The organism is Oceanobacillus neutriphilus, assembly GCF_014645515.1.
GTDB classification, from domain to species: Bacteria; Bacillota; Bacilli; order Bacillales; family Amphibacillaceae; genus Oceanobacillus; species Oceanobacillus neutriphilus.
On the sequence record NZ_BMLW01000001.1, the window covers coordinates 169938 to 184594 of the forward strand.

At 39.9% G+C, this 14657-nt stretch carries 13 protein-coding genes; 1 reads left to right on the forward strand and 12 read right to left on the reverse strand.

The genetic code is table 11. The features are described from left to right. The first annotated feature begins 55 nt into the window (after positions 1–55). Positions 56–247 carry a hypothetical protein gene (locus IEX29_RS00760; RefSeq protein ID WP_188732616.1) on the forward strand — a complete coding sequence of 64 codons (192 nt, stop codon included), beginning with the start codon at positions 56–58 and terminating at the stop codon, positions 245–247. A 174-nt stretch (positions 248–421) separates the two neighbouring features. Here IEX29_RS00760 and IEX29_RS00765 read toward each other — a convergent pair whose 3' ends face one another. The 12 genes from IEX29_RS00765 to rpiA all read right to left on the reverse strand — a co-directional run bounded on the left by IEX29_RS00765 (position 422) and on the right by rpiA (position 14593). Then, positions 422–1570 carry a mannitol-1-phosphate 5-dehydrogenase gene (locus tag IEX29_RS00765; RefSeq protein WP_188732617.1) on the reverse strand — a complete coding sequence of 383 codons (1149 nt, stop codon included), beginning with the start codon at positions 1568–1570 and terminating at the stop codon, positions 422–424. Then, entirely contained in the window at positions 1570–2010 is a 441-nt protein-coding gene (locus IEX29_RS00770) for a PTS mannitol transporter subunit IIA (protein ID WP_188732618.1), read from the reverse strand. Before IEX29_RS00770 ends, IEX29_RS00765 begins: the two co-directional genes overlap by 1 nt. A 172-nt stretch (positions 2011–2182) precedes the next feature. Next, positions 2183–4282, reverse strand: coding sequence for a BglG family transcription antiterminator (locus tag IEX29_RS00775; RefSeq protein WP_188732619.1), 2100 nt, complete (start codon positions 4280–4282; stop codon positions 2183–2185). 89 nt (positions 4283–4371) lie between these two features. Then, positions 4372–5808 carry a PTS mannitol transporter subunit IIBC gene (locus tag IEX29_RS00780; protein ID WP_188732620.1) on the reverse strand — a complete coding sequence of 479 codons (1437 nt, stop codon included), beginning with the start codon at positions 5806–5808 and terminating at the stop codon, positions 4372–4374. Positions 5809–6126: 318 nt separating this feature from the next. Next, entirely contained in the window at positions 6127–6654 is a 528-nt protein-coding gene (locus tag IEX29_RS00785; RefSeq protein WP_188732621.1) for a chromate transporter, read from the reverse strand. Continuing rightward, positions 6651–7214: a chromate transporter gene (locus IEX29_RS00790; protein ID WP_188732622.1), complete on the reverse strand. Its 564-nt coding sequence runs from the start codon at positions 7212–7214 to the stop codon at positions 6651–6653. The genes IEX29_RS00785 and IEX29_RS00790 overlap by 4 nt, the downstream gene beginning before the upstream one ends. A 35-nt stretch (positions 7215–7249) precedes the next feature. Further along, positions 7250–8860 (reverse strand): gamma-glutamyltransferase family protein, encoded by a 1611-nt coding sequence (locus tag IEX29_RS00795; RefSeq protein ID WP_188732623.1) that lies wholly within the window; start codon positions 8858–8860, stop codon positions 7250–7252. Between the two features lie 217 nt (positions 8861–9077). Further along, positions 9078–9563 (reverse strand): DUF751 domain-containing protein, encoded by a 486-nt coding sequence (locus IEX29_RS00800; protein ID WP_188732624.1) that lies wholly within the window; start codon positions 9561–9563, stop codon positions 9078–9080. After that, positions 9560–10351 (reverse strand): DUF3100 domain-containing protein, encoded by a 792-nt coding sequence (locus IEX29_RS00805; protein WP_188732625.1) that lies wholly within the window; start codon positions 10349–10351, stop codon positions 9560–9562. Before IEX29_RS00805 ends, IEX29_RS00800 begins: the two co-directional genes overlap by 4 nt. A 35-nt stretch (positions 10352–10386) precedes the next feature. Next, entirely contained in the window at positions 10387–11646 is a 1260-nt protein-coding gene (locus IEX29_RS00810) for a M20/M25/M40 family metallo-hydrolase (protein WP_188732626.1), read from the reverse strand. A 280-nt stretch (positions 11647–11926) separates the two neighbouring features. Then, a complete protein-coding gene (gene asnB, locus IEX29_RS00815) occupies positions 11927–13771 on the reverse strand; it encodes an asparagine synthase (glutamine-hydrolyzing) (protein WP_188732627.1) in 1845 nt (614 codons plus the stop codon). A gap of 141 nt (positions 13772–13912) precedes the next feature. Continuing rightward, the gene (gene rpiA, locus IEX29_RS00820; RefSeq protein ID WP_188732628.1) at positions 13913–14593 is read right to left on the reverse strand and encodes a ribose-5-phosphate isomerase RpiA; all 681 of its coding nucleotides are present in this window, start codon (positions 14591–14593) and stop codon (positions 13913–13915) included. Between the last annotated feature and the right edge of the window lie 64 nt (positions 14594–14657).

Consider the following 14657-nt stretch of genomic DNA (forward strand, 5'->3'; position numbering starts at 1 on the left):
ATATCCTGTTCAAGGCAAGTAAAAGCATCGTAAAATAAGCTTGGAGGTATCACTGATGAAAAAAGATTTGTTATTTTCATTTTTAAAAAGTTACATTGGTTTAGTAATAATAATGTTGCTTATTTACCTAATTGCCGGGCCTAATGATAATACATCGCTTCCCTTCGTTTTACTATCAGGTTTGCCAATAACAGCTATTATGGTGTTTACAGGATGGGACAAAAAGTTAAAAAAGCACTTACCTTAAGCTTTTTTAATTAAAATGTTAGTTAATATACAAATTGGAGTATCCGCATTAAAGCTGGTGCTTCTTTTTTTATAAGCTCTAAAATATATGGTGGAATCATTAGCAACCTTAGCACGAAAAATAGAGGCGAGCATCTAGCTCACCCCTACATTTTTAGAACTATTTTTTATATACTCAATTCATTTTTTCATATTCTGAAATAACAGCCTGCGTAATAGGATGATCTTGCTCTAACCCGCTCACCTCAGTGAAAGCTGTCTTCACCCCTTTTTCCTCAATCATTTTCTGCAGCTGTACAGCTTCTTCATCTGCCTGATTATGAAATAGTAAAGCTGCCGCCATTGCTTTAGACAGATATTTTGGAGCGTCAGAAGTAAATTCCAAATACATACTTGCCGGTCTTACAAAGCGGTCTTTTGGACCAAGCTTACGAAGCGGCCCTCTGGCAACCCGATTTACCTCATCAGAAATATGCGGGTTTTGGAATCTGCTGATGATTTTTTGGATATAAGCTTCATGTGTTTTCACATCGAACCCATATGCTTCTATTAAAGCCTGGCCTGACTCCTGTAATGCTCCGTTTAACATATCAAGAATGGTTTTATCCTGTAAAGCTTCAAAAATGGTGGTATGCCCAAGATAACTTCCTAAATATGCTGTTGCTGCATGCCCGGTATTTACAGTGAATAGCTTCCGTTCAATATATGGCCCAAGTTCATCCACATAGGTAATCCCTTTAATTTCAGGCAATTCACCTTGAATAAATGCTTTTTCTACAACCCATTCATAATAGGGTTCTACCGTAACGTCTAATAAATTCTCATTCGTTTGATTTGGCACAATTCTATCGACAGCAGCATCCGGGAAACTAAATAAATCATCGAAGCCTTCCCTGTCCATTTCCTCAATCTCCTGATAGACATATTTCTTTAATAAAGTACTCCCGCCAATCATATTTTCACAGGCAATAACCGCTAGCGGCTTCCGGTGAATATCTATTCTTTCGCCAAGCCCTTTCGCAACAGCTTTGGCGATAATTGGCAGGATGTTCGGTCCAACTGCTGTTGTTACAATGTCAGCTTCTATAATTGCGTTCGTTACAGCTTTAGGGTCTTTCATGCTATTTATGCCAGATATATGCCGGACAGTGCTGGATTCACTTGTGTCATCAGCAAAATGAACCTGATATGATTTATCCTGATTAATTGCTGTGATTACCTCATCATTAACATCTACAAAGGTAACCTCATACCCTGACTGGTCCAGTAAAAGTCCAATAAAGCCTCTGCCGATATTCCCGGCCCCAAAATGAACTGCCTTCATTATTCATTCACCTCATTTAGGAGTGAAATGATTTCCTCCTTGGAGGATGCTTGTATCAATTTCTCAACATTCTCTTCCTCCGAGCAAATAATAGCAATTTGCGAGAGGATTTCTAAATGCTCATCTCCTTTTCCAGCAATACCGATCAAAAGCTTCACAATGTTTCCATCGCCAAAATCAACACCGTCTGGAACAGTTACAACGGAGAGTCCTGTTGCTAAAACCTCTTTTTTCGCATCCTCTGTACCATGCGGAATTGCTAGAGAATTCCCCATAAAGGTTGTTGCAATTTCTTCACGCTCCAGCATTTTATCAATATAATTTTCTTTCACATAGCCATTATTTAATAAAATACTGCCGGCATAGCGAACTGCTTCCTCCTTAGATGAGACTTGTACACCTAATTCAATATTCTCTGTGCTTAAAATTTCTTTTGCCATGGATATGCACTCCTTTGTAAAACTTGGATGTAGTATCTATATATAAATTGAAATAAAAATTTTGCTTTCTTGCACTCGTTCCGGAAATAGTTAATTTTGTTAGATACAAAAAATAGATTCAATAATTCAACTTATACAGTATCTTTTTTCTATTGATGTCTTAATCAGCATTTTATGAACGTTTTTCCTCATGATAAAATTTTTCCTGAATAAATAGTTGAAACTGATTTGTTAAAAATTGACTGATTTCTTTTTCTTCTGCTTCCTGGAGCAGCTGTACATAATGATCATCCTGGACGATTAATCCGCTGAGATAGCTTAAAATATCTAATGCCTCTTTGTGCGTGGACGTTGGGGCAAGCATCATTAAAATACGTGATACTTTCATATTCACCCCGTCCATTCCTAAAAGCTCTATTTCTTTTGGCAATTGAAAAATAAAGAAGCCCGGACCATTGACTGTATTTGATCTTGTATGGAACAAAGCAAGCTGTGAATTTGGAATACCAAGCCCGCCTTGTGCTTCCCGCCTGATAAGTTTTCCATGCAGCACATCTTCATTCTCAATGATACCGTAATGCTGTAATTGATTACAAATTAATTCTAAAAAGGCTGTGTTATTATCCTTCAAATGAAATAATTTAAATTGATTTAAGACCCGTAAAATCACATCTGAATAACGATGCATTTCCTGGAGGTTAACTAGAAAATCCCCCTCCATAATCTTATTCGTTTTAACAGATGGTTTCGGCCGTCCTGTTAAAGCAGCTTTTCTTAGAGCTGTTTTTACTTTTGCTGCTTCGTTATCTGTCAGCATCGGTGAAATATGCACATAGCTCTGACCCAGATTTTCCAAAAGAACGGTTGAGACAATGACATCATATTCTAAAAGCTCTGCCTGATTCAAATCAAAAATAGATTGATGCTTCGCTATCTCTATTTCTGGAAATTTACGCTCCAATTTGGAAGCCAGCATTTTTGATGTGCCAATTCCTGTTGAACAGATAACAAGCACACGAACATTCTTATGCCGCTCCGTCTGCAGCATAGTAGCCGCAAAATGCAATACAATATATGCAATCTCTTCCTCTGGAATCTTTAAATCTGGAAAAACAGATGTGACACACTCTTCAATTACTTCAAACAGCTCCAGATAATCCCGCTTAATCTCATCCAGCATCGGATTATGAATATTCATTTGCTGCTTGATACGGTAAACAGCCGGTTTTAAATGTGTTGTTAAATCATTTAAAAATCGGTTATTCCCTGATAAATCGATATGCAGCTGTTCTCCTGCTTTACGAATAAGCTCTTTTGCCCGATGTGCCAGATCTATACTTGTCTCTTCCAGCAGATAGGATTGATTCTCTCTGAGCTTTGCTCCCATTAAATGCATCGTAATATAGCCAATCTCATCCTCTGGGATATCTATTGAAAATGATTCACTAAGCCTATCAATCAGTTTAGCTGCAATCTGATACTCCTGTTTACCCTGAATCTCCTGTTTATACACTTCGTCAAAATGGATGGTATCACCTTTTTGCAGTCTTTCAATAGCAAGCGCTAAATGAACAACAAGCCCGACATAAGCACTATCAGCCAGATGATAAGGAAGCTCCTTGCCAATTTCCTGGACCTGTTCCTCTATTATTTCTAATTTCTTCGGATCAACAAGCCCTAATAAACGATCAGAAATTGTTTCTCCCTTTGCTTTTTCTTCTTTTGTTTTTGTTTTTATTTTCTCTACAAATTCAAATAAATCTATATGGCGGGAGATTAAATTACTCAATATCGCCCGTTTTTTCACCTCACTGCCCTGAACCTCTACGCCATATCCTTTTTTACGGACAAGCTTCAGGTCAAAGGCTTTCATACGCTCTTCCATGTCATCCAAATCCTGTGAAATGGTTGCAATAGTGACATTTAATTCACTGGACAGAGTAAATAATTTAATTGGTTCATGTACCTGTATTAATGTATTTAACAAAATGGATTGTCTTTCCTCTTCGGATAATTCTACCCCATCCATTTGTGCAACCTTATCTCTTAACTGCTGCTTCTTTTGCACATCCCCATTAATCGTTACACCTGAACCTGATTTCTTATGAAATGTCAGCTGATACGCTGCTAATACATCTTCCAGTCTTTTTAGTTCACGGTGAATGGTTCTGGTACTGACGTTCAGTTTATCAGCTACTTGCTTTACTGTTTTTTCTTCTTCAGATGCTAATAAAAAGGTGAGGATATTCCGTTCACGACTAGTTAGATACATCCCCATTCACCTCCCTTCTGCCAATAGCCCTCTCTTTTAGGATATCAAAAAGAGAAGGCTATTATTATATTATAACTGCTCTGGATGTATTAGTCTTTTAATCGTTCAACCAGTTCATCATAACGCGGGCTGTTTAAGAAATTATCTACAGAAATATGCTCTGCATCCGGACGTTTTGCCTTTGCGCGATCTGTCAGTGTTTTTTGTGTAATAATAATGTCAGCGTCTTCCGGAATTTCATTAATTGCTTTATTCGTTACATCAATGTCGATACCGCTCTTCTTGAATTTATTCTTTAACAGGGAAGCTCCCATTGCACTGGAGCCCATTCCGGCATCACATGCAAAGATAATTTTGTTCACTTCCGCTGCTTCCTTAACAGGAGTTTCTCCATTATCAGCTTCTTTATCCCCTGTCAATGAACTGCTGACACTGCTCTTCTTCCCTTTCATAGCTTCCATTTTTTCAGTGGAAGCAGAAAGGTCCTCTTCCCCGCCTTTGGAGGTCTTTAGAATAAAGGACGCAATAGCAAAGGAAACTGCAGCTGCTATCAGGACACTTAAAATTACTCCTATATAGCTATTAAGATTACCTGGCGTCATTGCTATAACTGCGAAAATACTACCTGGTGAAGCAGCAGCTCTCAATCCTGCATCAAATAATTGAAGTGTAAATATCCCTGACATACCACCGAAAATGGCTGCAACAATCAACGTAGGCTTCATTAAGATATAAGGGAAATAAATTTCATGAATACCGCCTAAGAATTGAATAATTGCTGCTCCTGGTGCAGATGCTTTTGATACGCCTTTTCCAAAGAAAGCAAAAGCAAGTAAAATTCCCAGCCCTGGACCAGGGTTTGCTTCAAGAAGGAACAGAATAGATTTTCCTGTTTCTAATGATTGTTCTGTACCAAGCGGTGTCAGTATACCATGGTTAATGGCATTATTTAAAAACAGTGTCTTGGCAGGTTCTAAAATGATACTGGTTAATGGCAATAAACCTGCGTTAACAATAGCTTCCACGCCTTTTGCTAAAGCATTTGTCAAGCCAGATACTAATGGTCCAATTCCTGCTACAGCTATCATAGCAAGAATAGCGGCTAAAATCCCTGCTGAGAAATTATTATATAACATTTCAAAGCCCTGACGAATTTTCGCCTGGAATAAATCATCAACTTTTTTCATCAGGTAACCGGCCAGCGGTCCCATTATCATTGCTCCAAGGAACATCGGCTGGTCAGCTCCGACAATAACCCCCATTGTCGCAGTAGCACCGACAACTCCTCCCCGGATATCATAGACCATACGACCGCCTGTGAAACCAATCAATAATGGTAATAAATATTTGATCATTGGATCCACTAATGATGCCATATTTTCATTTGGAATCCAGCCATCCGGAATAAATAATGCAGTAATAAGTCCCCACGCAATAAATGCGCCGATATTTGGCATAACCATTCCGCTGAGGTTGCTGCCAAACTTTTGTACCTTTGCACGTATGCCGCTATTTTGTTTTGACATGTTGTTAACCCCTTTCATTTTTTGGTTTGTGTTCTTATCTTTATTTTATTCTCTGTTATATAGGGAAAACAACCTAATCAAAATGCAACTTTGTCACGTGCTTGTTGCCAAAATACTATTAGCTTTTTAGAATCTTTTCTGAATGCGGGATAAGCAGCCCTGACGCTTCCATAAATTTGTTTTTTCATAACTCAACACCCTAAAATCAAGGTAAAAAATGTTATTTATCAATGCGAAAAGACATCTGTCAGATAAAGAAGTCTCATCTTCTCCAACAAAATGTCTCTAGCTCTCTGCAATATTTTATTTTCATTCATTTCACAGGAAAAAGCCCCCATACAGCATTGCCCCCGCTATAACAAAAGCCGGGTGAACCTGTTTAATTTCTATCAAATAAAAGCTGATTAGAATAATGATTGCAGTCTGCAATAAGCCAATACTGACATACGCTTCCGTCCAAAAATTCCATGCAATCACTCCCAGCAGTACAGCAATGACAGGCTGTACAAACACAGTCAGTCTATGTACTCGTTTGGACTTTTTATATTTAAGTAAAATTCCTCCCAGTACAATCATTAAAATTAAAGAAGGAGCAACCGTAGCAAAAATCCCAATAAAGGAACCAAGCACACCGCCCAGTTCATAACCGACATACCCCGCCATTTTTGTAGCAATTGGTCCCGGCAAGGAATTAGCAAATGCCAGTACTTCTCCAAACTCCTGCACAGACATCCATCCATAATTACGTACCACTTCATTCTCCACTAAGGATATAGACGCTGGTCCACCTCCATATCCAAGAACACCAGGAAGAAAGAAGGCAACAAAAATATCCCAAAAAATCATGAGCGTTCACCCTCTTCCTCTTTCTTCTTTACCGGAAGAGCAAATGCGATAATTAAGAGGATACCAATCACGATTCCCGGATGAATATGCAGGATATTTAAAACAACAAAAATAATAGCAAGCATAATGAAAGCCGTCAACCAGCCCAACCCTTTTCCCGCTTTATATAAAAATTGCCAGGTAAGGACAGCCATCATCATACCGACAACAGCCACAACAGCAGCTGTCATGCCTTTGACCCAATCAAATTCACGAACCTCTGATAATGTTCTTAATAAAATAATAATCAATAAAACGGTTGGAACAACAGAAGCAATTAACGCATTCAGCATTCCTACCCAGCCTGATACACGATAGCCGATATAACCTGCCAATTTTGTGGCTATTGGTCCCGGCAAAGTATTACTGATCGACAGCATATCAATAAATTCGTCCTCATCCATCCATTTATACTTCTCAACTGCTTCCTTCCGCATTAACGGAATGGAGGCCGGCCCGCCGCCGAAGCCCAACATTCCTACCCGGAAGAAAGCAATAAAAATATCCCATTGCTTTTTCATGAATATAACCCTTCTCTACACCATTTTTCATTTACCTACCATACAGCAATATGTCCATCTGCACGTGACTCTGTCCCTCCGGCAAGCACGCCTGTTTTCGGGTCACGCCAGATAATCTGCCCGCGCCCAAAACTGTTCGGCTCCAGCTGTATTTGAATATCATGCCCTTTTTGCCGTAATTCTTGAGCAATTGTATAAGAAAATCGATTCTCTACCTCTATCTTTTTCTCTTTCATCCATTGCCATCTTGGTGCATCCAAAGCGGCTTGCGGGTGAAGCCCAAAATCAATCGTATTCATTACAATCTGTACATGACCCTGAGGCTGCATAAAACCGCCCATGATGCTAAACGGGCCAACAGCTTCATTATCCTTAGTAACAAAACCTGGGATAATTGTATGAAAGGTCTTTTTTCCGCCTTCTAATACATTGATATGCGTCTTATCCATTGAAAAATCGAAACCACGATTTTGCATAGCAATACCTGTCCCCGGGATAACGATACCTGAACCAAACCCCATATAATTACTTTGAATAAAGGAAACCATATTTCCTTCCTCATCAGCTGTGGCTAAATAGACTGTTCCACTGCCAGAAGGCTCGCCCGCTTCAGGAAGAATCGCTTCCTCACCAATAAGGGCTCTTCTTTGAGCTGTATATTGATCACTCAGCAGCTGCTCCGTCGTATAGCGCATCTTCGGTTCCTCGGTAATATGCTTTTTCCCATCTTCAAAAGCCAGCTTGATCGCTTCCATTTGTTTATGATATGTATCCACGGATTCTTTTGTTGTAAATTCAAGTCCTTGCAGAATATTCAATGCCTCCAGTGCAATAATCCCCTGCCCATTCGGAGGGATCTCCCAAATATCATAGCCTCGATAATTTACTTTTATCGGATCTACCCATTCTGCTTCACATTTTTTTAAATCTGCCTTCGTTAAAAATCCACCTGCTTCTTTAGAAGCCTGTGCTATTTTTTCAGCCAGATTTCCTTCGTAAAATGATTTTGCATTGGTTCCTGCAATTTCTTCTAACGTAGCCGCATGATCAGCTGATTTCCAGATTCCCCCTACTTTTGGAGCCCTGTCATTTGGTGCGAAGGTTTCAAACCATGCTGTAAAATCATGTCCCTCTTCCTTTTTATACATCTGATACGCTCTTTTCCAAAAGCGGGCCAGTATCGGTGAAACCGGGAATCCTTCACGGGCATAACGGATAGCCGGCTGCAGGGTTTCTTTCAACGATAACTTGCCGAAACGTCCGGATAATTCAGCCCATGCTTTAGGCACACCCGGTACCGTAACAGGAATCCATCCGAATTTTGGAATAGCATCATATCCTTTTTCTTTTACTGCTTCTATGGAAATATTCTCCGGGGATCTTCCGCTGCCATTTAATCCGTGTAATTTTCCCTTTGTCCATACAAGCGCAAAGGCATCTCCGCCAATTCCGTTTGAAGTAGGCTCTACAACTGTTAAGCAAGCCGCTGTCGCAATAGCAGCATCAATGGCATTACCTCCTTTTTTCAGGATTTCCAAACCTGCTTCTGCCGCCAAAGGCTGTGTTGTGGCAACCATTCCTTTTTTTGCGTATACAGATTCTCTTGCAATTGCATAAGGATTAAATTTATTATGTATATGCTCCATCTGCTCATCCTTTCAGAGGTATTTCTATTTTTTGCGGAGAAACAGTATATTCCGGCAAATATACATGGAATATGCTTTATTCTATTATCTTTCTAGTCTATCATATTTGTTCTTGAATCTGTATGTGTTCTTGCCAGACCGTACATTTCTTCTTCTGTTAATTGTATAAAAAAAGACCCTTCCTACCTTTGTAATAGGAAAAGCCTTTTGGAATACTCTAATTACCAGCGAGGAAAAGTCCAAGCTGTGCTAATAAGGCACTGCATACATAAGTACCTGCGAAAACAAATACAGCTACAATTGCGACTTTCCAAGATGTTTTTCGCAAATCAACAAGGCGGTTCGCTACAGAAATTCCGGCAACAGTCAGAATCGGTGTTGTAATAGCCAGAAAATCAACAGCCTGAATTGCTTCAACAAAAAAGTCTGAGACCAGACACATGGTTAGGGATGTGATAGACACCCAGCCTAAAATCGGGAAATCACGAATAACCTTAATCGGAACCAATTTCATTAAATCGGCAATAATAACGCCGATAAAAGAAAATAACCAAAGGATGCCTAAACCGACAAAGGTCATGGATGTAATTGGTGTAGAGTCCGGATTTTTGATTAACTTAATTTCCTGTGCAAATAAAATTAATGCTACACTTAATAACAGTACTAAAGCATAACGGACATAACGGCGCATTGTCGGACTCATTTTTTGTCACCTCTAACTAAATACTTATACATAAACTGCTGTAACGGGGCCGCAAGAAATACCATGGTAAAGGTTCCTATAAAACTTGTTAACAGCTGGCTGGCTGAAGCATAAGCTAAAATCGTACTCTCCATTTCTGGAACTCTCGCAACCAGTGTTGCAGACGCTGCACTCATCATACTTCCTGATCCTACCCCGGACGCCATTGCCAGCGCTTCGACCCGAAATCCGAAATCAAGTAAAATAGGTGCAAAAATACTAAAGAATATCGTTCCAAACAACGTACCAATAACATAGAGCGAGATAACTCCCCGCCCTTCAGGAGATTCCAGCGTATATTTTTCAGAGATATAAGCAAGTTCCCCTTCTCTGCCTATTCCTAATGTTGCTCCAATTGCTTCACGGCGCAAACCGATTAATATAGCTATCGGCAGCCCGATAAGAACCGTACCAAGGTTACCAATTTCCTGAATGATAAACACCCAGCCAACCTGTAAGATTTCCCGAATCTGCGGTGCCACATCTGATCCATATCTGGCCATCAAAGGCAGCATAATAAAAATTAAGTATTTACTGGCAAAATCAACATTCTTCTTACTATAAATCTTTTTCAGAATACCTTTCCTTAAGAACGGCAAAGCAAGAATCATAGCAATTGCAATCGCAAATACTAAGGGGAGCATAGAGATGGTCATGGAGCCTATCGAAATGGCCTGAATCCCAATCAGCTCAGCCGCAGCAATGATCGCTAGTACAAAAACTAAAAAGTAAATAAAGTTTTTAACCATATATATTCCTCAATTCCTAAATGTAATTAGTTGGATTAATCAACAATTTGGTTAATGACGGAAAGGTATTCCGAATAAGAACGCTTGTACAATTTTTTCTTATCTACATTTTTATCGATATTTTCTAATACCTCCGCAACAAATTCCGGAAAGATACGATAGATAAATTCTGGATCCACATCAATAAAATCATCTCCATGAATTGTTCCAGTAAAGCCGCTGTATCCAATTTGAATACATGGAATCATATAGGACAAATCACCAATATCTCCAGCCGCACTAATAAAGCTTTCATTATCGATTTCGTCAATTTCTGAAAAATTATTAAATACAGACTGCGCAAAGGTTGATAGATATCTGTCCTGGATAAAAGGCAGGTACCCCATTTGTGTCTGTGTCGCTACTTCTCCCTGCAAGGCAATGGCACTGCCTCTGGCTGCATCATCCAGCTTTACTGCTGCTTCTTTTAAATAATCAACTGTTTTGGTCCGAAGATCTGTACCAACCGTAATTTCATTCGGAATAACATTAGTAGACATATCTGATCCCATCACAATTGGATTAATACGGACGTGTTCCTTCTCATCCAGCTGCTGTCTCATTAGACCGACTGCTGTATTAAAAACTGTTGACATGCTGTATGCGTTCTTGCTGGAAAATGGATCAAACCCGGCATGTGTTGCTTTTCCTTTAAAGGTATATTTCTTATAAAGAAAACCGGCTAAATCACAATTCACATTCACTGTTCTATTATCAAATTCCCCACCAATGGCATGGACGCAAATAGCTAAATCAATATCATCAAACACACCAAGCTTCATCGCCTCCGGCTTCCCGCCATAATGTGTGATGGTTCCCTGTTCGATTAATTCGTCCCGGTAAACTAAATCTAAATATTCTTCCGCCGGAACAAAGACAAAAGTTATTTTATTTTTCCAATTTCTGCTGGCATTCGTTTTCACATAATAACGGTAAACAGCAAGTGCAATGGCCACCTGCGTATAATGGCCGCAGTTATGAGCCGCCCCTGTTTCTTTATCTGCATACATATGTGATGGAGCATACACTGCATCCAGCTCGGCAATAAAAGCAATATGAGTATCCCCGTCTTCTGGACCTAATGTGGTCTTGAAGCCCGTGGTACTGAAATGCTCAATCTCAATATTGGGATTAACTTCCTTCAAAAAGCGGATAATATTTTCTTTTGTCCGCTGCTCTTTATAACCCAGTTCCGGATGATGATAAATGTCCTCTGCAAAGTCTTTTATCTGCTGATACTGTTCTTTAAAAAACATAATAAATTCTGAACGCTCCTTTTTCAGCCTATTAAAGTGTTAAAGCATGATAATATCTTACCATTCGACAAATTTCACGTCAATACAGCTTTTTCTAAGTTTTTAGATATTTGTTGAATTAAATGTAGCTGCTATTGTTCTAATGAGTTTCACAGATTGAATAATCACAGCCGCAGCAAACACTGTATAAGTGTTTAAAGCAAAACAAAACGTATGATATCAGTTTATAAATTACCTTTGACATCATACGCTTCCTTTTTCAATCTATTAAACAGTCACTCTACTCACTAACCTCTATATCATATTTTCTCAGCCAATAATCAATCTGGCAGAGATGTGCGATCAATTGCGGACCGCGCATCAGTTGACCGTACCAGGGATCTTTAAACTCTGCCCCGGCGCTTTCTACAATTCTTTCGACCTTGTCTTTCTTTAAAAATTCAAAGATTCTTGCTTCTGAATCGGTTAAGATTTTCCGCATCCACTGGGACACTTGCTCTGTATATTCCGGCTGGAAGGTTCTTGGATAAGGACTCTTCTTCCGATAAAGAACCTCCTGTGGCAAAATTCCTTCCATTGCCTTCCGCAAAATACCTTTCTCCCGTCCATTTGCCATCTTCATTTCCCAGGGAATATTCCAGACATACTCGACCAGATGATGATCTGCATATGGAACACGTACCTCCAGCCCTGCTCCCATGCTCATCCGGTCTTTTCTATCCAACAGCTGAGACATAAACCACTGCATATTTAAATAAAACAATTCTCTCCGTCTGGCATCGGCCTTGCTTTCGCCATCCAGACGCGGGGTCTCATCTATCGTTGCTTGATATCTGTCCTGCACATAGTCTGCAATCTGTAATTTACTTTGCCAATCATCATGCAGTAAACCAATTCTTCCGTCTAATGAACGTATCCACGGAAAGCTGTCTCCCGCTGCGGTTGGATCATGGAACCAGGGATACCCGCCGAATACTTCATCTGCACACTCTCCTGATAAAGCTACTGTTGTATGCTCCTTCATTTGACGGCAGAACCATAATAAGGAAGAATCAATATCTGCCTGCCCCGGCTGATCTCTCACCTCTACCGCTTCTTTTAATAAGGATGCAAGCTCCAGCCCAGTAATTACTTCTTCATGATGATCTGTTGAGAAAGTCTCCACCATTTTTTCAATCCATTTTTGATCACTGGAGGGCTGAAACTTACTCGCCTGGAAATACTTATTATTTCCCTGATAATCTAATGAGAAGGTAGATAAAGCGCCCAGCCCGTTTTCTTTGTAATGTTTTGCAGCGATAGCTGTAATAGCACTGGAATCTAAACCGCCTGACAAGAAAATTGCTACCGGAACATCTGATACCAGCTGCTGCTCCACTGAATCAATGAATAGAGTCCGTACTTTTTCTGTTGTCTCCTCCAAAGAATCCTTATGCTCTTTACTTTCCAGGTTCCAGTAACGCCAAACCTTTTTTCCTGCTCTGGTCACGGTCATCGCATGCCCGGCTCTTAATTCATCAATATCTTTAAAGAGCCCATGTCCAGGTGTTCTTGACGGTCCTAGGCCAAAAATTTCAGAAAGACCGGTACGGTCAATATTGGTTGTTACCTGCGGGTGGGCAAGTAGTGCCTTTATTTCCGAGCCATATATAAACGTTTTTCCCTTCTCACTATAAAAAAGCGGTTTTACCCCTAAGCGATCCCGTGCAATAAACAGTTTCTCTGCCGCATCATCCCAAATAGCAAACGCAAAAATTCCATTCAAATGGTCTACACAGTCTTCCTTCCACTCCATATAGCTGGTTAACAGCACCTCTGTATCGGAGGATGTAGTAAAAGTATACCCCCGCTGCATCAAACTTTTACGTAATGCTTCTGTATTATAAAGCTCTCCATTATAACAGATAACATATTTCTTATGTTCCGACTCTTTCTGCATTGGCTGCTTCCCGCCTTCTAAATCTATAACAGAAAGACGTTTATGCCCGAATCCAACATGACCTTCCAGCCAATAACCCGTTGCATCTGGACCGCGCAAAGATAATGTATTTGTCATCTTTTCTAGTATTTCACGCTCGTCACTTGCCCGTTTATCCCAGCTGATAAATCCGGTAATTCCACACAAATCTCATCATCCTCTCTGGCAAACTGTCCAGCTCCTCATTAGCTTATGCTCTTTTGGGCGTGTTCGTGAACAAACAGGAGGATTTTTTGAAAAAAACGTTGCACTTATGCAATACCAAAGTTAATCCTTTTTATTTGTGCTTTACTTTTCCTTAATAGAGATACCCTCTGAACCGCCGATAATAACAGTGTCAGCCATATCAATAAATAATCCTGTTTCAACAACTCCGACTATGGACTGTAATTTCCGGTCTAAACCTGCCGGATCCTTAATCTTTTCAAACGGGCAGTCCACGATATAATTTCCATTGTCTGTGATAAGCGTCTCTCCATCCTTCAATCGAAGTACGGGAGTGCATCCCAGCTTCTCTATTTCATAGGCTGTACGTTCCCAGGCAAACGGCAGAATTTCTACCGGCAATGCAAATGCTCCTAAATGATCTACCATCTTTGACTCATCCACAATAATAATTAATTTCTTCGCTGCCTGTGCAATAATTTTTTCCCTGAATAATGCTGCTCCGCCGCCCTTGATTAACTGAAAATCCGGATCTACCTCATCTGATCCGTCAATCGTTATATCCAACTCTTTTGTGGTTTCAAAATCTGTCAAAGGGACTCCAAATTCTTTGGCCCATTCCCCTGTCATAATAGAGGATGGAATTCCTTCTATCTCTAAACCTTCCTGCTTTACTCTTTCACCTAAAGCACGTACAAACCAATATACTGTTGATCCGAACCCTATACCTACTTTCATACCGTCCTTTACTAATGATGCGGCTTTTTCGCCGACAGCTTTTTTTAGTTGATCTTGTGTGTTCACGATGAATTCCTCCTGAATGAAGTCTCGTTTTATGTATCCGTATCCATTATAGCGTATATGAGAG